Source organism: Microbacterium sp. Root180 (genome assembly GCF_001428485.1).
Lineage (GTDB): Bacteria > Actinomycetota > Actinomycetes > Actinomycetales > Microbacteriaceae > Microbacterium.
The window spans coordinates 1,016,270-1,034,411 of record NZ_LMHS01000003.1 but is presented as its reverse complement, the minus strand read 5'-3'; the positions used below and the strand labels follow the sequence as shown (position 1 = coordinate 1,034,411).

Genomic DNA, 18,142 nt, shown 5'->3' with positions numbered 1-18,142 from the left:
ATGATTTGGGAGTTTCGCCGATGAAAGCCCCTGACAACACATCGATCACGGTCCAGACCCTGCGCGCCGTGCTCCTGTCCCACCGGTATGCGGCCGGTGAGGAGCTGACCTGGGTGGGGGGCGTCATCCGCTCGTGGGACGCCGCCCTGGTCGAGGTGACGCTGAGCGACGGCACCACGGGCATCGGCGAGGCAGGCGCCGGGATCATGGCCGCAGTCGCCGTCCCGGGTCTGGTCGAGGCCTATCGTCCGTACGTCGAGGGCCAGACGTTCTCGCACCCCCTCGATGTGGGCGACCACCTCCGCGCCTATACGGCGTTCTGGTCGCGCGGAGGCATCGCGTCGGGCGTCGCAGGCGCGATAGAGACGGCGGTCCTGGATGCCGCGTCCCGCCGCGCCGGCGTGCCGGCGTACGAGCTGCTCGGGGGCCTCGCACGACGTGAGATCGAGGCCTACGCGAGCGGCGGCCTCGGGACGACATTCGACGAGGTGTCGGACTGGGCTGCCGCGCAGGTGCGGGCCGGCTTCGGCACGGTGAAGTTCCGCGCCATGACCGATCCCGACACCACGATCGCCCTGCTCGACCACGTCGTCGGCCGGCTCCCCGAGGGGACGAGGTTCATCATCGACGCCGTCCAGGCCTGCGCCTCGCACCCGTGGAGCGTCGACGACGCGGTGCGAGTCGGCCGGCACGCGGCATCCCTCGGCGCCCGCTGGTACGAGGAGCCCGCGCAGGCGGACGACGTCGCGGGCTTCGCGGCGGTGCGCCGCGCGGTCGATGTGCCGATCTCCGGTGTCGAGTCCAACGGCACCGAGCGCGATTTCGCGCAGCTGATCGACGCCGACGCGATCGACATCGCCCAGCCCGACGTGACGTTCGTCGGGGGTCCGCGCGCGTTCGCACGCGTCGCCGACCGGGCCGCCGCGTCCGGCGTCGCGTGCGTGCCGCACGTGTGGGGGAGCGCGGTCACCTTCGCGGCCAACCTCCATGCCGCACTCGCGCACCCCCACGTCGAGCTCTTCGAGTTCTGCACGCTGCCCAATCCGCTCCGCGACGCGATGCGCGTGGAGCCGGTCGACTTCCAGGGTGGACGGATCGGCGCGCCGACCGCACCAGGGCTCGGGCTCGTCCTCACGCCCGAGCTGGAGCAGGACTTCGCGTTCGTCCCGGGAGGCGGCCATGTCATTCGCTGAGGAGGGCTTCGAGCCGCTTCCGGGCGACGAGCGGCTGACGACCCCGATCGTGAGCGACTCCTGCGACGCCGCGGGGCTGCGCCATCAGGTGCTTCAGGAGCGGCTGTCGCCGATCGTGCCCGGAACCCGCGCCATCGGCCGCGCGCGCACCGTCCGCTTCGCGCCATCGCTCGTCGACCGACCCGACGACCCCTATGCCGACGCGATCGCGATGATCGACGGCATCCGAGCGGGACAGTTCGTCGTGATCGCGACCGACGCCAGCAACGACTCCGCCTTCTGGGGCGAGCTGTTCAGCGCCGCGGCGATCGGCTCCGGCGCGGCGGGCGTCGTCACCGACGGGAATCTGCGCGACACCGACCGCATCGCCGCCCTGCGCTTCCCGGCGTTCTCGCGGTCGCGCCGGCCGATCGACTTCCGCGCGCGCCTGCGCATCGTCGACGTCGACGAGCCCGTCGTGCTCTCCGGTGTGCGCATCGAGACCGGCGACCTGGTCATCGCAGACGACGACGGCGTCGTGGTGGTCCCGCGCCGCCACGAGGACGAGGTCCTCGCGCTCGCGCGCGAGCGCGCATCCCGTGAGTCCACGGTCCTCGCCGAGCTGCTCGCGGGAGACAGCCTGCGCACGGTGTGGGATCGTCATCGCGTGCTGTGAATCGCGCACGACGCTTCGCACCCAACGGATGGAGACGTACATGACCTTCCCTGTGATCGACGCCCACCAGCACGTCTGGGATCCGGAGCGGGCGCGCTACGACTGGCTGGGCCCCGAGCTCGCACCCATCGACGGCGCGATGACCTTCGAGGATCTCCAGCCCGAACTGAGGGCGGCCGGAGTGGACTTCACCGTTCAGGTGCAGTCCGCCGACAACCCCGAGGACACCGACATCATGCGCGCGTCGGCGGCGCGACACCCGGAGGTCGTCGGGGTGGTCGGCTTCGCGCCGCTCGACGACCCCGACGCCACCGAGCGCACGCTGGACGCGTGGTCGTCGGACTCGCTGATGGTCGGGGTGCGCAACCTCATCCACACCAAGCCGGATGCGGACTGGCTGCTGCGGCCCGAGGTCGACGCCGCGCTCGCCGTTCTCGAGCGACGAGGCATGCCACTCGACGTCGTCGCGGTGCTCCCCCGGCACCTGGAGATCGTGCCGATCCTGTCGGCGCGCCATCCGGAGCTGCGGATGGTCATCGACCATCTCGCAAAGCCGCCGATCGGGCTGGCCGACGATGAGCCGTGGGACAGCCTCATCGCAGCGGCCGCCCAGAACCCCCGCGTCCACGCGAAGATCAGCGGGCTCTACTCCGCCACGGACGACATCGGATCGTGGACGACCGAGGCGATCGGTCCGTACTTCGACCGCGCGCTGGAGCTGTTCGGCCCCGAGCGGCTGATGTTCGGCGGGGACTGGCCGATCTCGGTTCTCGCCGGCGGCTATACGCGCGTCTGGCAGGGGCTGCGGCCGCTGTTCGACGCGCTCGACGGTGCCGCGCGGGAGCAGATCCTCGGGCGGACGGCGGTGGAGTTCTATCGCCTGGATTCTGAGCGCCTCCGGGCCCATTGATCCAATCACTCGCGCACCCATCCGTCACCAATTCGTTGCTTGACGCGCTGGACGGGCGCATTCATCCGATGTATTCTTCGATTGCGGCGCGGAAGCCGTTCCGACGGATAATCTGAGCAAACGTTTGACTTCCCACGTTGGCAGGGATAACGTTTGAGCAGGTTCCCGACCGGCGCGCGATACAGGCCCATCAGGGCGTGCGATCGGGAAGCCACCTCACACCAAGGAGTGTCAATGAAGACCAAGAGGATCCTCGTAGGGAGCGCCGGGCTCATTGCAGCCGCTCTCGCTCTCGCCGGTTGTGCCGGGAGCTCCGGCGGCGGCGCCACAGAGCAGCCCCAGACGGACTCGGGCGGCAAGATCACGGTGTGGGTGGACCCGCCCCGTGTTCCCGCCGCCGAGGCGTTCCAGGAGGCATACCCCGACATCGAGATCGACGTCGTGCAGATCGACGGCACGGTGGGCGGCAAGACGGTCAAGCAGGCGTTCGCGAACTTCGACGCCGCAGGCTCGGGCTGGCCCGACGCCATCTTCTTCCCCTCGAACGACGACATCGCTTGGGCGACCAGCTCGGCGAGCAACTACGCGGCGGATCTCACCGATCTCCTGCCCGACGTCATCGAAGGCTACGACCCCGCGGTGCTGTCCTTCTGCGACATCGACGGGAAGATCCGCTGCCTCCGCAACGACGCCGCGCCCGACGTGTTCTGGTACAACAAGGCGTTCTTCGACGAGAACGGCTACACGCTGCCCACCACGTGGGAGGAGTACGGCGACCTCGCCGTCCAGATCGCCGAGGAGCACCCCGGCAAGATCAGCGGATTCCTCGGCGACGCGTACGCGATCAACCGCTACCTCCAGGCGTCGGGCTGCCCGACCAACGACCGCGTGTCCGAGACCGAGGCGCACATCGACCTGTCCGACCCGACGTGCGTGCGCGCGACCGAGCTGCTGACGCAGATGTACGACGCCGGCGCGCTCAGCACGCAGGGCATCTTCGACGGCGACGCCGCCGAAGCCGGAGTCAACCTCGTGATGAGCCCCGGAGCCGTGTGGTGGGGCAACTACCTGTTCCGCGACACCTGGAAGATCCCTGCCGATCAGATGAGCGCGGTCGCACCGCTGACCTGGGACGGCGAGTCGGAGCCCGCCACGGGCAACGAGGGCGGCGGCCTGTGGGGCGTCTCCTCGCACATCAAGGGCAAGCAGCTCGAGAACGCCCTGACCTTCGCGACGTTCGTCGCGACCGACCCGGCATGGCAGGTCGACCTCAGCACCGGCCTGCCGGGCTACGGTCCGGTGCAGGATGCCTGGCTCGACAAGATCGAGGCGGACGCCTACTTCGCCGACATCCCCTCGGTCCAGTCGTCCTTCAAGGAAGCGGCATCCGCCGTGCAGCCCTACTCGTACATGCTGTACGACACCGGATCGGTGTGGACCGAGACGGTCAGCCCGACGCTGATCGGCGGCGGTACCGTCGAGGAGGCGATCGCCAAGTTCGGCGAGGAGCTCGTCAACCAGGCGACCTCCATCGGCTACACCGTCCAGTAATGCAGGAAGGCAGGGGCGTCGGTCTCGACCGGCGCCCCTGCCTTACCCCACGACTTCGAGGAAGAAGCCAATGACAGTCACCGCGACCGAGACGCTGACGACGGCCGACCGCCGCCGCAGAGCGCCGCGGGCCACGACCGGACGCCGGCGCGCGCCGCATCGCGTCGAGGCGCGCGGCGCCTGGATCCTGATGTCGCCGTACGCGGCGCTCTTCCTCGTGGCCGCGGCGCTCCCCATCGGCTACGCCCTGTGGATCTCCTTCCAGAAGGCACCCACGCTGGTCGACCCGAGCACCGGGTTCGGCGGGCTGGACGCGTACATCACGGCGGTCACGGACTACCGGTTCATCGACACGTTCGTGAACATCTTCTCGGTGATGATCATCTGGCTTCCGCTCATGATCATCGGCGTGGTGGGCCTGGCGCTCCTGGTCCACGCGAGCCCGGGACGCTTCGGCGGCTCGATGCGGTTCATCTACTTCCTGCCAGGCGCGCTGGCCGGCATCGCCAACTTCGTCCTGTGGGTGTACCTGCTCAACCCCTCGATCTCGCCGATCGGATTCCTGTGGCGCGGTGCGGGGATGGACAACCTCAAAGAGGTCGTCACCGCCGGCAACATGCCGTGGATCCTCACCGCGATGCTCTTCTTCCAGGGCGTCGGAACGTGGATCATCATCGTCTACGGCGGTCTCAACGGCATCCCGGACGAGATCTTCGAGGCCGCGCAGATCGACGGCGCCAACGCGTGGCAGCTCGCGTGGCGTATCAAGCTCCCGCTCATCCGTCCGTGGATCGGGTACGCGGCGCTCATGAACCTCGCGTACGGCTTCCAGTTGTTCCTCGAGCCCTACCTGATGCGGCAGATCTCGTCCGGATCGATCGACGCCGAGTGGGCGCCCACCCAGCTCGGGTACGCCTTCGCGTTCACCAACCGCAACTTCCCCGCCGCGGCGGCGATGTCCGTCATCCTCCTCGTCATCACGCTGGCGATCGGAATGTTCATCGTGTTCCGCAGCGGGCTCTTCGGCGAAAGCGAGAAGTCCAAGTGAGCACGTCGACGAAGGCCGAGACGCACCGGGCGGTCGGCACGCGCGGCTGGAGCGCGGGCCGCTTCGGCCGGGTCCTGGTGATGCTCGTCGTCTCGGCGATGTTCGTCATCCCCATCGTCGGGTTCATCGCGATGGCGTTCCGCAATCAGGAGAACGTCGCCGCCGGCTCGGACGGATTCCTCGGACTCGGCGGGATGTCGTGGGACAACGTCGTCTACAGCTGGAGCCAGATCACCGGATTCGGCCCGGGAGAGGGCGGTCTCTACCAGCAGTGGATCATCAACTCGCTGATCCTCGCGATCGCGGGCGGGCTGCTCGCCCTGGTCGCAGCGCTCCCCGCCGGCTATGCACTGGCGCGCCTGCGCTTCCGCTGGCGCCGGATCTGGCTGTTCGCCACCCTCCTGGCGATGGTCATGCCGAACACGGTGCTGGTGATCCCGCTCTTCCTCGAGGTCAACGCGATCGGCGCCGTCGGGCAGCTGTGGCCGGTCGCGATCATCATGGGCTTCTTCCCGTTCGGCGTGTACCTCTCCTACATCCACTTCATGACCACGATGCCGCCCGAGCTCGTCGAGGCGGCGCGCATCGACGGACTCGGGGAGATCGCGATCTTCTTCCGCATTGGTCTCCCGATCTCGAAGCAGGCGGTCGCGCTGGTGGCGTTCTTCTCCTTCGTCGCGAACTGGACGAACTTCTTCCTTCCGCTGGCGCTGCTGACGTCGAACCAGCAGAACAAGACGATCTCGATCGGCATCCAGGAGCTCATCGGCGCGAGCCCGCTGTTCAACGCCACCGTTGCTGCGGGCCTGGACGTCAAGCTCTACATGCCGCAGCTCGCGCTGGCGACCGTGATCTCGATGATCCCGCTCCTCATCGTGTTCCTCGGCGCGCAGCGGTACCTCGTGCGCGGCCAGACGGTCGGAGCGGTGAAGGGCTGACGGACATGACCGACCACCCCGAGCTCCACCCCGCCGAGGCGTACACCGTGCGCCTGCCCGACCGCCCGCGGCCGATCGTCATCATCGGCACCGGCGGCATCGTCAAGGACGCGCACCTCCCGGCCTATCGCAAGGCGGGCTACCCCGTATGGGGGCTCGTCAACCGCACGGTGGCGCGCGCGCAGGCGCTCGCCGACGAGTACGGGATCGAGAACGTGTTCGGCACGGTCGCCGAGGCGGTGGCGCAGGCCCCGGCCGACGCGGTCTACGACATCGCGCTCATGCCCGAGCAGTACCTCGATGCGCTCGGCGCGCTGCCCGACGGAGCGCCGGTGCTCATCCAGAAGCCGCTCGGCCACACGCTCGAACAGGGCGTCGAGCTGCGCGACCTGTGCCGGCGGAAAGGGCTCATCGCCGCCGTCAACACGCAGCTGCGCTTCGCCCCCTACGTCGAGCAGGCGCGCCGGCTCATCGCCGAGGGCGCGATCGGCGAGGTGTACGACATGGAGGTCCGGGTCTCCGTCGACACCCCGTGGCACCTGTTCCCGCACGTGTTCGGGCTGGAGCGGCTCGAGATCAACATGCACAGCGTGCACTATCTCGATCTGGTGCGGTCGTTCTTCGGCGACCCCGACTCGGTGAGCGCCGTCACCGTGCGCCATCCGGCGAAGGACGACGTCGCGAACACGCGCTCCACCATCCTGCTGCGCTACCGCGACCGGCCGCTGCGGGTGACCGTGAGCACGAACCACGACCACGCGTTCGGGCCCGCCCACGAGGAGAGCTTCATCAAGTGGGAGGGCACCGAGGGTGCCATCCGCGCGCAGATGGGCCTGCTCCTGGACTACCCAGAGGGCGGACCGGACGCGCTCGAGATCGTCCGGCTGGCCGACAAGGCGGCCGGATGGCAGGCCGTGCCGTTCGAGGGCTCGTGGTTCCCGGATGCCTTCATCGGCTCCATGGGTGCGGTCCAGCGGTTCGCCGAGGGGTCGGTGCCCACACTCCCGACGTCGGTCGACGATGTGCTGCACACGATGGCGGTCGTCGAGGCGGCCTACGCCTCCCAGGAACGAGAGGGCGTGCCGGTCACGGTGCCCGAGGAGGCGGAGGCCCGATGAAGCGGATCGCGTCCGTCATCGGACTGCCCGCCGAGAACCGCGCGGAGTACGAGCGGTACCACGCCGCGGTATGGCCGCGTGTGCTCGAGCGTCTGACGGCGAGCAACATCACCAACTACTCGATCTACCGCCACGGCGAGCTGCTCTTCTCGTACTTCGAATACATCGGCGACGACTACGAGGGCGACATGGCCGCGATCGCGGCAGACCCCGAGACGCAGCGCTGGTGGGCGGTGCAGGAGCCACTCCAGCGGCCGCTGGACGAACGCGCCGACGGCGAGTGGTGGCACGAGCTCCCGGAGATCTTCCACCACGACTGAGGCTCGTCAGAGGATGTCGGCCTCTTCGCTCTCGACCGGCTCGGTGGCCAGCAGGTCGGCGACCGAGTTCAGCACCTCGTCGGGGCGGAACGGATACCGCTGGATCTCGGCGGGATCGCTGATGCCGGTCAGCACGAGCACGGTGTGCAGGCCGGCCTCGATGCCGGCGACGACGTCGGTGTCCATGCGGTCGCCGATCATGCCGGTGTTCTCGGAGTGGGCGCCGATCCGGTTCAGCGCCGAGCGGAACATCATGGGGTTCGGCTTGCCGACCACGTAGGGCTCCATGCCGGTGGCCTTCGTGATGAGGGCCGAGATCGCGCCCGTCGCCGGCAGAACCCCCTCGGTCGAGGGTCCGGTGGCGTCGGGGTTGGTCGCGATGAACCGGGCACCGGCGCCGAGGAACCGGATCGCCTTGGTGATCGCTTCGAACGAGTAGTTGCGCGTCTCGCCGACGACGACGTAGTCGGGGTCGGTCTCGGTCATGATGAACCCGGCCTCGTGGAGCGCGGTGGTGAGGCCGGCCTCGCCGATGACGAATGCCGTGCCGCCGGGCATCTGCGACTTGAGGAAGTCCGCCGTGGCGAGCGCGGACGTCCAGATCGATTCCTCCGGCACGATGAGCCCGGATGCCCGCAGTCGCGCCGACAGGTCGCGCGGCGTGAAGATCGAGTTGTTGGTCAGCACGAGGAACGGGGTGCCGGAGTCGCGCCACTGCTCCAGGAGCGCCGACGCCCCCGGGATCGGGGTGTTCTCGTGGACGAGCACGCCGTCCATGTCGGTCAGCCAGCATTCGATCTCGGCGCGCGTCCGCATGCCGCCCAGCCTAGGGCCGTGGGGGTTATGGTCGGAGTCGTGGCGTCGACCTGGGATCCCCGCAGCCTCCCCGACCTGTCCGGCCGCGCCTATCTCGTCACGGGCTCGAACAAGGGCCTGGGCTACTTCGCCTCCGAGCAGCTCGTGCGCGCGGGTGCTCACGTCTACATGACCGGTCGCAATCCGAACCGTCTCTCGGCGGCGCGCGCCGCGATCCGCCGCAGGGTTCCGGATGCTGCGCCCGACGCCGCAGAGACGCTCGTCCTCGACACCAGCAACCTGGGATCGGTCCGCTCGGCGGCTGCGAGCGTACGCGGTCACGGCGGACTCGACGGCCTGCTGCTCAACGCCGGGATCGTGCACCCGCCGAAGGAGCGCGAGACCACGGTGGACGGCCATGAGGTCGTGTTCGCGACGAACGCACTCGGTCACTTCGCGCTGGCCGGCGAACTGCTCACCGCGCTCGCCGCGCGCGAGGGGCGCATGGTGTGGCTCGGCAGCATGTCGACCTCGCTCACCCCCTACGATCCGGTCGATCCGCAGCTGACGGAGGGCTACACGGCCTGGCGTGCGTACGTGCAGTCCAAGATCGCGACGACATCGCTCGGATTCGAGGCCGACCGCCGCCTGCGCGCCGCGGGCGTTCCCGTCGCGAGCGTCGTCGCCCACCCCGGCTACTCCACGAGCGGCCGCACCCCCGGCATCGCCGGCGTGAACGCGCCGACCCGCGCGAAGCGCTTTCGTGACAATCTCCAGGCCGCGATCGCGCAGTCCAAGGAGAAGGGCGCCTGGCCGCTCGTGCGCGCACTGGTCGATCCCGACGTCGAAGGCGGCGAGTTCTGGGGTCCGCGCACGGTCGCCCGGGGCGCTCCCCGCCGGCAGACCGCGTCGAAGATCACCCGCGACGACGAGGTCGCCGTGCGCCTCTGGCGAGCCGCCGAGAATGCGACGGGTGTGCGCTGGCCGTTCGCGAAGGCGGCGGCCTCGGCCGGGCGCTGAGCCGAGCGCCTCAGTCCTTCGACGGTGCTCACCTCTGCGAGACCGACCTTCGCAGGCGAGCGGAGCGCCGTTGTCGTGCCGACGAACGCACCCGCGGCGGGGTCAGGCGCTGAGCCAGACGGCGTCGCCCGCGGCGGCGGGAAGCGCGACGTCGACCTCGTCGAGACGGAGGGTCGCGGCATCCGCCACCGTCACCACCGCTCCGACGGACACGCCCGCCGCCTCGACGGCGCGGAGCAGCTCGGGGTCACGGTCGCTCACGCGCAGCACGCGGCCGACGTGCCCGGCGGGCGCCTGGGCGAGCAACACGAAGGGCGCGCGGTCGACGTGGCCCGAGGCATCCGGGATCGCATCGCCGTGGGGGTCGAACCTGGGCCGTCCGAGCCGCTCGTCGATGCCCTCGAGAAGCCGGTCGCTGATCGCGTGCTCGAGCACCTCGGCCTCGTCGTGCACCTCGTCCCACGCGTACCCGAATTCGCTCACCAGCCAGGTCTCGATGAGCCGGTGGCGCCGGATGATCGCCGCCGCCCGCTTCTCGCCGGCATCGCTGAGCGCGATAGGGCCGTACGGACGATGCGTGACGAGCCCCTGCGCCGCGAGCTTCTGCACCATCTCGGTGACGCTCGACGGCGCGAGGCCGAGCTCGGCGGCCAGCTGCGACGGCGTGATGCGCGCGCTCTGCCACTCGGTGTGGTGGTAGATCGTCTTGAGGTAGTCGTCGACGGCGGGGGAGGGCACGGCCCCAGGCTACCGGCCGGCCCTCACGCGCCCGTCAGCACCAGCCACAGCAGGATCGCGTTCAGGGCGATGAGGAACACGGATGCCGCGATCCCGGCGACCGTCGTGAGCGTGCGGTTGCGGAACCGGCCGAGCACGTCCGCCTTCGCGGTCAATGCGACGAGCGGGATGAGTGCGAACGGGATGCCGAAGGACAGCACCACCTGGCTGAGGACGAGGGCGAGTGTCGGGTCGACGCCGATGCCGAGGATCACGAGCGCCGGGATCAGGGTGACCAGCCGTCGGGCGATCAGGGGCACGCGGATGTGCAGCAGGCCGTGCATGATCTCGGCGCCCGCGTACGCGCCCACCGACGTGGAGGCCAGGCCGCTCGCGAGCAGTCCGACGGCGAAGAGCGTCGCGACGACGGGTCCGAGGCCGGAGTACAGCGCCGCGTAGGCGCCCTCCAGCGTGTCGGTGCCGGGAACGCCGGCGAGGTTGGCCGCCGCGAGCAGCAGGATGCAGAGGTTCACCGTGCCCGCGATGAGCATCGCGATCGTCACGTCCCACTTCGTCGCCCGCAGCAGCCGCGAGGTCGGGATGCCGCGCAGCTCCTCGAGCGGCACGGGCACCCGCGCGCCCGGGCCCTCGTCGCCGAACTCCGGCGCCATTGCGCGAGCGTGGCTGCCGGCCGTGGCCGCCGGCGAGGGCGCGAAGCGGTCCCTCGCGAGGGCCGAGTGGGCGTAGATGGCGTGCGGCATGATCGTGGCACCGAGGATGGATGCCGCGAGCAGCACCGACCCGGAGTCCTCGAATCGCGGAACGAGACCGGCCACGACTCCGGCCGGATCGGGCGGCGCGACGAAGACGCCGTACGTGAAGCCGATCGCGATGATGGCGACCAGTCCGATCACGACGAACTCGAACGTCTTCGCCCCTCGCCGCGACTGGACGAGCAGGAGGACGATCGACACGGTGCCCGTGATCAGCCCGCCCCACAGCAGCGGCACGCCGAACAGCAGGTTGAGCGCGACCGCCCCGCCGATCACCTCGGCGATGTCGGTCGCCATCGCGACGAGCTCTGCCTGCAGCCAGTACGCGCGGCGGCCCCAGCGGTTGCGGATGCGGGCGCCGAGGGTCTCGGGCAGGCTGCGGCCCGTGACGATCCCGAGCTTGGCCGAGAGGTACTGGATCAGCCATGCCATGACGTTGCCGAGCACGACGACCCACACGAGCAGGTAGCCGTAGACCGCGCCGGCGGTCATGTTGCTGGCGACGTTGCCCGGGTCGAGGTACGCCACGCCGGCGACGAGCGCGGGCCCGATCAGCCACGCGGCGCGCGGCACGGAGATGGAGCGGGGGGCATCCGTCGCCGTCGACGGAGCCGGGAGATTTTTCGGCACACCGAAACCCTACCGATATTTCGGTCCACCGAAAAGTCGGTCGATGTCGAGAAACGAGGAAGAACGGGCGGTGTGTGGGCCGATGGCGTGCGCAGGTCGGCGTGTTTCCTCGTTTCTGCGCGCAGGGGTCCGCCCACCCGGGCGTCAGGACGCCCGGCCGGATAGCCTGAGCCGGTGACCGACCCCACCCCCCACGAGCCGACGGTGCCGCACGGTGTCGGGCCGTGGCCAGGGGGCCTGGACGCGTGGCCCGACGATGCGCGCTACGACCGCGAGCTTCTCGCGCACGGCGACACGCGCAACGTCGTCGACGCCTACCGCTACTGGACGATGGACGCGATCGTCGCCGATCTCGACGCGCACCGCCACGGGTTCCACGTCGCCATCGAGAACTGGCAGCACGACATGAACATCGGCTCGATCGTGCGCAGCGCCAACGCGTTCCTCGCCGCCGAAGTGCACATCGTGGGCAGGCGCCGCTGGAACCGCCGCGGGGCGATGGTGACCGATCGGTACCAGCACGTGCGCCACCACGAGACCGTCGCCGCCTTCAAGGAATGGGCGGATGCCGCATCCCTCCCGATCCTCGCGATCGACAACGTCGACGGCTCGCTCCCCCTCGACCGCGCCGACCTCCCCCAGCGGTGCGTGCTGCTCTTCGGGCAGGAGGGTCCAGGACTCTCACCGGAGGCGCTGGCCGCAGCATCCGCCGTCATCGAGATCACCCAGTACGGCTCGACGCGCTCGATCAACGCGAGTGCCGCCGGCGCGGTCGTGATGTACGAGTGGTGCCGCCGCTGGGCGTGACCTGCGGGTCGTGAGAGAGCGGGCCGCGGGGAACAGCCTCAGGCGGGGATCGTCGTCCAGGTCGTGCCCCGCACGCGCCAGCCGAGCGTCGCCAATCGCGCCAGCATGTAGACGCCGAAGAAGGCCACCGACAGCCAGGCCAGGCCCGCGGCGCCGCTCGGATGGATCACGGCCACCAGCACGAGCGCCGGAATGTACGGGACGAGGTTGAGCAGCCCCGCGAAGGCGAGGTACTTGGCGTCGCCCGCACCGATGAGCACCCCGTCGAGCACGAACACCACACCGCACAGCGGCTGCGCGATCGCCAGCACGATCAGCGCCGGCTGCACGAGGGCCGCGATCGCGGGATCCCCCGTGAAGACCAGGCCGATGGCGCCCGAGAACACGCCGATCACGACGCCCACGATCACGCCGAACCAGACCCCCCAGGCGAGGGTCCGGCCGAGCACGCGTCTCACGAGAGGCACGTCGTCGGCGCCGAGCCCCTTGCCGATGAGCGCCTGTGCCGCGATCGCGAGCGCGTCGAGCGCGAAGGCCGCCGTCGAGAAGATCGTGAACGCGACCTGCCAGCCCGCGAGCTCGTCGGTGCCGAGTGCGGTCGCCACGGCCACCGTCGCGAGCAGCGCGACGCGCAGCGACACCGTGCGCAGGAACAGCCACCCGCCGGATCGCGCCGAGCCGCGCACGCCCTCCCGGTGAGGACGGACGGATGCCGCGTGCCGCCGCGCCAGTCGCCCGACGACCAGGACGTACGCGGCGACCATGCCCCACTGCGCGGCGACCGTGCCGACGGCGGAGCCCGCGATACCCCAGCCGAAGCCGTAGATGAAGAGCCAGTTGAGCAGCGCGTTGGCGCCGAAGCCGATGCCGGCGATCCACAGCGGCGTCACGGTGTCCTGCATGCCGCGCAAGAGCCCCGTCGCGGCGAACACGATCAGCATCGCCGGGAGCCCCCACATCGAGATGCCGAGATAGATCTCGGCCTGGTCCGCCACCACGGGCGTCGCCCCGAACAGGCCGACCAGGAAGGGCGTCGCGAACCATCCGACGAGGGCGAGGACCGTGCCCAGCCCGAGCGCGAGCCACAGACCGTCGATGCCGACCGACACCGCCCGGGTCGGATCGCCGGCGCCGAACCGCCGCGCGACGGCCGGCGTCGTGGAGTAGGCGAGGAACACCATGAGGCCGACGATCGTCTGCAACACCGCCGAGGCGATGCCCAGGCCCGCCAGCGGCACCACGCCGAGGTGCCCGACCAGGGCCGAGTCCACGATGAGGAAGAGCGGCTCCGCGATCAGCGCTCCGAGGGCCGGGACGGCGAGCCGGAGGATGTCGCGGTTCAGCGTCCCCCGTCCCTCTGTCACCCTCCGACCCTATGCCGCCCCGCCGACTCGCCGAGAACGCGCGCGTGTCCGTGACACGCCGGGCCGTTCGCACACAAGCGCGTTCTCGGCAAGCGGTCGGAGGGGAGGGGCGCATATCCTGGACGCATGACCGACGCCCCCCGTACCGGTCTCGCGCTCGACGAGCTCAGCGACGAGATCCGCCCGCAGGACGACCTGTTCCGTCACGTCAACGGCGCGTGGCTGGACCGCACCGACATCCCCGACGACAAGGCGCGGTGGGGGTCGTTCCACCTCATCGCCGAACAGGCCGAGAAGGACGTCCACGCGATCGTCGAGGAGTCGCAGGCCGCCGCGCCGGGCACCGAGACGCGCAAGATCGGCGACCTCTACACGAGCTTCATGGACACCGCGCGCATCGCCGACCTGGGCGCCGCACCCCTGGCCGAGCAGCTCGCCCGCGTCGACGCGGTCAGCGACATCCCGACGTTCCTGCGCACCGTCGGCGAGTTCGAGCGGGACGGCATCGCGGGCCTGGTGCACCTCTACATCGAGCCCGACCCGGGCAACCCGCAGCGCTACGTGCCCTTCTTCATCCAGGGCGGGCTGTCGCTCCCCGACGAGAGCTACTACCGTCTCGACAACTTCGAGGCCACCCGCACCGCGTACCGCGCGCACGTGCAGAAGATGCTGGAGCTGGCAGGCGTGGCCGAGGCCGCGGCATCCGCTGATCGCATCTTCGCGATCGAGACCGAGCTCGCCACCCATCACTGGGACAACGTGAAGAGCCGCGACGCGGTCGCCACGTACAACCTGAAGCCGTGGAGCGAGGTGCGCGAGCTCGCGGGCGTCGACCTCGACCCGTGGGTCGCCGGCGTTGCGCCCGGGCACCCCGACGCGTTCGCCGAGGTCAACGTCTACCAGCCGAGCTTCGTCGAGGGTCTCGGGTCGCTGCTTACCGAGGAGCGCCTCGAGGACTGGAAGGCCTGGCTGCGCTGGTCGATCGTGCACAGCGCCGCGGCGTTCCTGTCGGACGACTTCGTCGACGAGAACTTCGCGTTCTACGGCACCCAGCTCACCGGCGTGCCGGTCAACCGCGAGCGGTGGAAGCGGGGCGTCGGTCTCGCCGAGGCCGCGATGGGCGAGGCGATCGGGCGCGTCTACGTCGAGCGCCACTTCCCGCCGGCGGCGAAGGAGGCGATGGACGAGCTCGTCGCGAACCTCATCGAGGCCTACCGGCAGTCCATCACCGACCTGGAGTGGATGAGCCCCGAGACGCGCGCGCGTGCGCTCGCCAAGCTCGACGCCTTCACGCCGAAGATCGGCTACCCCGTGGCCTGGAAGGACTACGCCACGCTCGAGGTCGACGCCGCCGATCTGGTCGGCAACGTCCACCGCGCGCACGTGTGGGAGCACGACCGCCAGCTCGCGAAGGTCGGTCAGCCGATCGACCGCGACGAGTGGTACATGACGCCGCAGACCGTCAACGCGTACTACAACCCGCTCATGAACGAGATCGTGTTCCCCGCGGCGATCCTGCAGCATCCGTTCTTCGAAGCCGACCGCGACGCGGCCGCCAACTACGGCGGGATCGGCGCGGTCATCGGGCACGAGATCGGCCACGGGTTCGACGACCAGGGCAGCCGCTTCGACGGCGACGGCTCGCTGCGAGACTGGTGGACCGACGGCGACCGCGCCGCGTTCGAGGAGCGCACGAAGAACCTCATCGCCCAGTACGACGCCCTCACGCCCGAGGGTCTCGGCGAGGACTACAAGGTGAACGGCTCGCTCACGATCGGCGAGAACATCGGCGACCTCGGCGGCCTCGGCATCGCCCTGAAGGCGTACGAGCTCTCCCTCGGCGGGGCCGAGGCGCCCGTCATCGACGGCTTCACCGGCGTGCAGCGGCTGCTGCTGAGCTGGGGTCAGATCTGGCAGCAGAAGGGGCGGGATGCCGAGACCATCCGTCTGCTGACGATCGACCCGCACTCGCCGAACGAGTTCCGCTGCAACCAGATCGTCCGCAACATCGACGCGTTCTACGACGCGTTCGACGTGTCGCCCTCCGACGCGCTGTGGCTCGACAAGGAGCAGCGCGTCACCATCTGGTGAGCTGTACCCGTGCGCCTCCTGGGGACGCGCACGCTCCCCACCCGAATCCACCGGAAGGAAGCCCGTGGGCACCGAGCCCAGAAGGGATGCCGAGTCGCAGCGGGGGTCGCGGCGAAGCACCGGCAGACGCGTGCCGAGGCGCGCGGCGGCCGGACGCCGATCGTTCACGTCGACGCTGAAGGCGCTCGACGACCTCGCCGCGTCCGGCACCAAGATCTCGGTGCGCATCACCGACCTCGACCGTGGCAATTCGGTGCTCGCCGGCGACGACTTCGTGACGCTTCCGGTGGCGGGCCTCGGCGTCGTGCCGCTGCTCATCGAGGTGGCTGCCGGCTTCGAGTCGGGAGCGCTCGATCCGCTGGAGATCATCGACCGCTCGAGCATCGAGCCGGTCACGGTCGGCGGTGTGTGGCAGCACCTCGTCGCTCCGGCGCTGCCGCTTTCGGACCTCGCGGTGCTCACTGCGTCCACCGGCGACGCGCTGGCGGCCAACGCGCTGCTGGCGCGCGTCGGGCTCCCGGCGGTGCGCGCGCGGATCGAGCACCTCGGGCTGGTCAGGTCGGCGCTGCTCGATCGCTTCCGCGACGTGCGCGGCCCCGATGACGCCCCGCACTTCGCGCTGGGCTCGGCCCGCGAGCTCGCCGAGGTCTTCGCGGCGCTCGTGAACTCGAAGGTCGTCTCGCCGGGCGTGAGCGCCCAGGTCGCCGAGTGGCTGAGCCTCAACCATGACCTGTCGCTCGTCGCCTCGGCCACCGGGCTCGATCCGTTCTCCCACGACAACGACGAGCACGGGATGCTCTTCATCAACAAGACCGGCCGGGATGCCGGCATCCGCGTCGAAGCGGGTGTGCTGGCGGGTCCGCGCGCCGGCGTCTCCTACGCGCTCATCGTGTGCTTCGACGACCTGTCGATCATGCACCGGATGCGCGCGCACGAGGCCTTCCGCACGCTCGGCATGGAACTGATGGAGTACGTGTTCTGACGGGGCGGTGCGCTACGCCCCCTGCCGCCCGGCCCCGTCCGCGAGCGGCATCCGGAACACCGCGTAGGTGGTGATCGCCAGCACGACGATGCCGATCGACTCGACGATCACGGTCTCGGGGACGAGCATGAAGTCCCACGTCTCGTGGATGCCGAACAGGCCGACCGTCAGGGCCAGCACGAGGGCGAGCAGCGTCGCGATGAGGAACAGCAGGCTGAGCACGGTGGCCAGGCGCAGCATCCGTCCGCGCAGTACGACCATCGCGATCGCCAGCACGAGCCCTGCGACGGCGTTCAGCACGAACATGACGCCCAGGATGCCGCCGACGCCGTTGAAGACGAGATACAGGTGGATGCCGCCCGCGGCGAGCAGGAAGAGTGCGCTGAGGATGCGCAGGGCCCACAGGACCCTCTGGTTGCCGTCGTTCATGTCGTCGACCTCACATTCCTTGGGTGGTCCGCGTGTGCGGGGATGGTCGGGGTGCGCCGGTGAGCCGCGAGCCAGAGGACGTCGCGGCCGAACGACTCGAGCAGCAGGGCGAGGGAGACGAGGGTCACGGCCAGATTCGCGACCGGGGGGAGCAGACCGGATGCCGCGGCGATGAGAGCGATGCCCGACACCGCGGTCACGACCTTGCGCCAGTACCTCGGTGGCAGCGTCGCCCGCATCCAGGGGAGCACCCAACCGGCCGCGACGAACGCGTAGCGCAGGAGGCCGATCGTGAGCACCCACCCGCCGAGGCTCTCCGCGACGTAGGCGCTCAGCACGAGCAGCAGGAACGCATCGACCTCCATGTCGAAGCGCGCGCCCAGCTCGCTCTCGGAGTGGGTGCGGCGGGCGAGCCATCCGTCGACGGCGTCCAGCGCGAGAGCGATGCTCGCCAGCACGATGAGCAGCGGCACCGGGACGGGAGCGGTGAACGAGGTGGCGACGAGCGCCGCGATGAGCGCCACGAGCGTCGATCGGATCGCCGTCGCCGCGTTGGCCGGACCGAACGACGACATCGCCCGGCGATGCAACCCCCTGGCGAGGAGGGCGTTCGAGGCGAGAAGGTAGGCGAGTCCGGTTGCCCATCCGGCCGCCGACAGCGGGGCGACGAGCGCGACCACGATCAGACCGACGAGCCCCGCGCCGACCGACGCGAGCGGAGCGAGATGAACCTTCTGCATGGGGAGCACCGTTTCTCCGTCATGGATATCACCGGTGACACGGATCAGGGGTGGGGTTCGG

18 protein-coding genes are annotated in these 18,142 nt (G+C 70.0%); 12 read left to right on the top strand and 6 right to left on the bottom strand.

Going from position 1 to position 18,142, the window contains the following annotated elements; genetic code table 11:
• The first annotated feature begins 20 nt into the window (after positions 1-20).
• The 8 genes from ASD93_RS12305 (at position 21) to ASD93_RS12270 (ending at position 7,733) form a co-directional block, all read left to right on the top strand.
• On the top strand, positions 21-1,193 hold the full coding sequence (locus ASD93_RS12305; RefSeq protein ID WP_056122926.1) for a mandelate racemase/muconate lactonizing enzyme family protein: 1,173 nt from the start codon (positions 21-23) through the stop codon (positions 1,191-1,193).
• The gene (locus ASD93_RS12300; protein WP_056122923.1) at positions 1,180-1,848 is read left to right on the top strand and encodes an RraA family protein; all 669 of its coding nucleotides are present in this window, start codon (positions 1,180-1,182) and stop codon (positions 1,846-1,848) included. Before ASD93_RS12305 ends, ASD93_RS12300 begins: the two co-directional genes overlap by 14 nt.
• 40 nt (positions 1,849-1,888) lie before the next feature.
• Positions 1,889-2,758 (top strand): amidohydrolase family protein, encoded by an 870-nt coding sequence (locus ASD93_RS12295; RefSeq protein WP_056124474.1) that lies wholly within the window; start codon positions 1,889-1,891, stop codon positions 2,756-2,758.
• Between the two features lie 234 nt (positions 2,759-2,992).
• Entirely contained in the window at positions 2,993-4,309 is a 1,317-nt protein-coding gene (locus tag ASD93_RS12290) for an ABC transporter substrate-binding protein (RefSeq protein ID WP_056122919.1), read from the top strand.
• A gap of 70 nt (positions 4,310-4,379) precedes the next feature.
• The gene (locus tag ASD93_RS12285; RefSeq protein ID WP_056122916.1) at positions 4,380-5,357 is read left to right on the top strand and encodes a carbohydrate ABC transporter permease; all 978 of its coding nucleotides are present in this window, start codon (positions 4,380-4,382) and stop codon (positions 5,355-5,357) included.
• Positions 5,354-6,295, top strand: coding sequence for a carbohydrate ABC transporter permease (locus tag ASD93_RS12280; RefSeq protein ID WP_056122913.1), 942 nt, complete (start codon positions 5,354-5,356; stop codon positions 6,293-6,295). The genes ASD93_RS12285 and ASD93_RS12280 overlap by 4 nt, the downstream gene beginning before the upstream one ends.
• Positions 6,296-6,300: 5 nt before the next feature.
• Positions 6,301-7,413 carry a Gfo/Idh/MocA family protein gene (locus ASD93_RS12275; protein WP_056122910.1) on the top strand — a complete coding sequence of 371 codons (1,113 nt, stop codon included), beginning with the start codon at positions 6,301-6,303 and terminating at the stop codon, positions 7,411-7,413.
• Positions 7,410-7,733, top strand: a complete 324-nt coding sequence (locus ASD93_RS12270) for an L-rhamnose mutarotase (protein ID WP_056122907.1) — start codon at positions 7,410-7,412, stop codon at positions 7,731-7,733. The genes ASD93_RS12275 and ASD93_RS12270 overlap by 4 nt, the downstream gene beginning before the upstream one ends.
• 6 nt (positions 7,734-7,739) lie before the next feature.
• On the opposite strand, the gene ASD93_RS12265 is transcribed toward ASD93_RS12270, so the two are convergent.
• A complete protein-coding gene (locus tag ASD93_RS12265) occupies positions 7,740-8,549 on the bottom strand; it encodes an HAD-IIA family hydrolase (protein ID WP_056122903.1) in 810 nt (269 codons plus the stop codon).
• Positions 8,550-8,588: 39 nt separating this feature from the next.
• Here ASD93_RS12265 and ASD93_RS12260 point away from each other — a divergent pair, with 39 nt between their 5' ends.
• The gene (locus ASD93_RS12260) at positions 8,589-9,548 is read left to right on the top strand and encodes an SDR family NAD(P)-dependent oxidoreductase (RefSeq protein WP_235566950.1); all 960 of its coding nucleotides are present in this window, start codon (positions 8,589-8,591) and stop codon (positions 9,546-9,548) included.
• Between the two features lie 102 nt (positions 9,549-9,650).
• Here ASD93_RS12260 and ASD93_RS12255 read toward each other — a convergent pair whose 3' ends face one another.
• Positions 9,651-10,286: a metal-dependent transcriptional regulator gene (locus ASD93_RS12255; RefSeq protein WP_056122894.1), complete on the bottom strand. Its 636-nt coding sequence runs from the start codon at positions 10,284-10,286 to the stop codon at positions 9,651-9,653.
• Between the two features lie 23 nt (positions 10,287-10,309).
• The gene (locus ASD93_RS12250) at positions 10,310-11,668 is read right to left on the bottom strand and encodes an Nramp family divalent metal transporter (RefSeq protein WP_056122889.1); all 1,359 of its coding nucleotides are present in this window, start codon (positions 11,666-11,668) and stop codon (positions 10,310-10,312) included.
• Between the two features lie 174 nt (positions 11,669-11,842).
• On the opposite strand from ASD93_RS12250, the gene ASD93_RS12245 reads away from it, so the two are divergent.
• Positions 11,843-12,475, top strand: coding sequence for a TrmH family RNA methyltransferase (locus ASD93_RS12245; protein ID WP_056122887.1), 633 nt, complete (start codon positions 11,843-11,845; stop codon positions 12,473-12,475).
• A gap of 38 nt (positions 12,476-12,513) precedes the next feature.
• Here the strand turns inward: ASD93_RS12245 and ASD93_RS12240 are convergent, their stop codons facing one another.
• The gene (locus tag ASD93_RS12240) at positions 12,514-13,839 is read right to left on the bottom strand and encodes an MATE family efflux transporter (RefSeq protein ID WP_056122883.1); all 1,326 of its coding nucleotides are present in this window, start codon (positions 13,837-13,839) and stop codon (positions 12,514-12,516) included.
• A gap of 126 nt (positions 13,840-13,965) precedes the next feature.
• Here ASD93_RS12240 and ASD93_RS12235 point away from each other — a divergent pair, with 126 nt between their 5' ends.
• Both ASD93_RS12235 and ASD93_RS12230 read left to right on the top strand, forming a co-directional pair.
• Positions 13,966-15,930 (top strand): M13 family metallopeptidase, encoded by a 1,965-nt coding sequence (locus ASD93_RS12235; protein ID WP_056122878.1) that lies wholly within the window; start codon positions 13,966-13,968, stop codon positions 15,928-15,930.
• A 130-nt stretch (positions 15,931-16,060) separates the two neighbouring features.
• A complete protein-coding gene (locus ASD93_RS12230; protein ID WP_157536949.1) occupies positions 16,061-16,912 on the top strand; it encodes a serine hydrolase in 852 nt (283 codons plus the stop codon).
• Positions 16,913-16,924: 12 nt separating this feature from the next.
• Here the strand turns inward: ASD93_RS12230 and ASD93_RS12225 are convergent, their stop codons facing one another.
• Together ASD93_RS12225 and ASD93_RS12220 are read right to left on the bottom strand one after the other, a co-directional pair.
• A complete protein-coding gene (locus ASD93_RS12225; RefSeq protein ID WP_056122872.1) occupies positions 16,925-17,341 on the bottom strand; it encodes a hypothetical protein in 417 nt (138 codons plus the stop codon).
• Positions 17,338-18,081: a CDP-alcohol phosphatidyltransferase family protein gene (locus tag ASD93_RS12220; protein WP_056122870.1), complete on the bottom strand. Its 744-nt coding sequence runs from the start codon at positions 18,079-18,081 to the stop codon at positions 17,338-17,340. The genes ASD93_RS12225 and ASD93_RS12220 overlap by 4 nt, the downstream gene beginning before the upstream one ends.
• Positions 18,082-18,142 lie beyond the last annotated feature (61 nt).

What these genes read in the sequence shown, in the direction of transcription:
- ASD93_RS12275 (WP_056122910.1), top strand. Translation starts at nt 6,301, where the DNA reads ATGACCGACCACCCCGAGCTCCACCCCGCCGAGGCGTACACCGTGCGC.
- ASD93_RS12270 (WP_056122907.1), top strand. Translation starts at nt 7,410, where the DNA reads ATGAAGCGGATCGCGTCCGTCATCGGACTGCCCGCCGAGAACCGCGCG.
- ASD93_RS12295 (WP_056124474.1), top strand. Translation starts at nt 1,889, where the DNA reads ATGACCTTCCCTGTGATCGACGCCCACCAGCACGTCTGGGATCCGGAG.
- ASD93_RS12300 (WP_056122923.1), top strand. Translation starts at nt 1,180, where the DNA reads ATGTCATTCGCTGAGGAGGGCTTCGAGCCGCTTCCGGGCGACGAGCGG.
- ASD93_RS12225 (WP_056122872.1), bottom strand. Translation starts at nt 17,341, where the DNA reads ATGAACGACGGCAACCAGAGGGTCCTGTGGGCCCTGCGCATCCTCAGC.
- ASD93_RS12265 (WP_056122903.1), bottom strand. Translation starts at nt 8,549, where the DNA reads ATGCGGACGCGCGCCGAGATCGAATGCTGGCTGACCGACATGGACGGC.
- ASD93_RS12220 (WP_056122870.1), bottom strand. Translation starts at nt 18,081, where the DNA reads ATGCAGAAGGTTCATCTCGCTCCGCTCGCGTCGGTCGGCGCGGGGCTC.
- ASD93_RS12305 (WP_056122926.1), top strand. Translation starts at nt 21, where the DNA reads ATGAAAGCCCCTGACAACACATCGATCACGGTCCAGACCCTGCGCGCC.
- ASD93_RS12285 (WP_056122916.1), top strand. Translation starts at nt 4,380, where the DNA reads ATGACAGTCACCGCGACCGAGACGCTGACGACGGCCGACCGCCGCCGC.
- ASD93_RS12290 (WP_056122919.1), top strand. Translation starts at nt 2,993, where the DNA reads ATGAAGACCAAGAGGATCCTCGTAGGGAGCGCCGGGCTCATTGCAGCC.
- ASD93_RS12235 (WP_056122878.1), top strand. Translation starts at nt 13,966, where the DNA reads ATGACCGACGCCCCCCGTACCGGTCTCGCGCTCGACGAGCTCAGCGAC.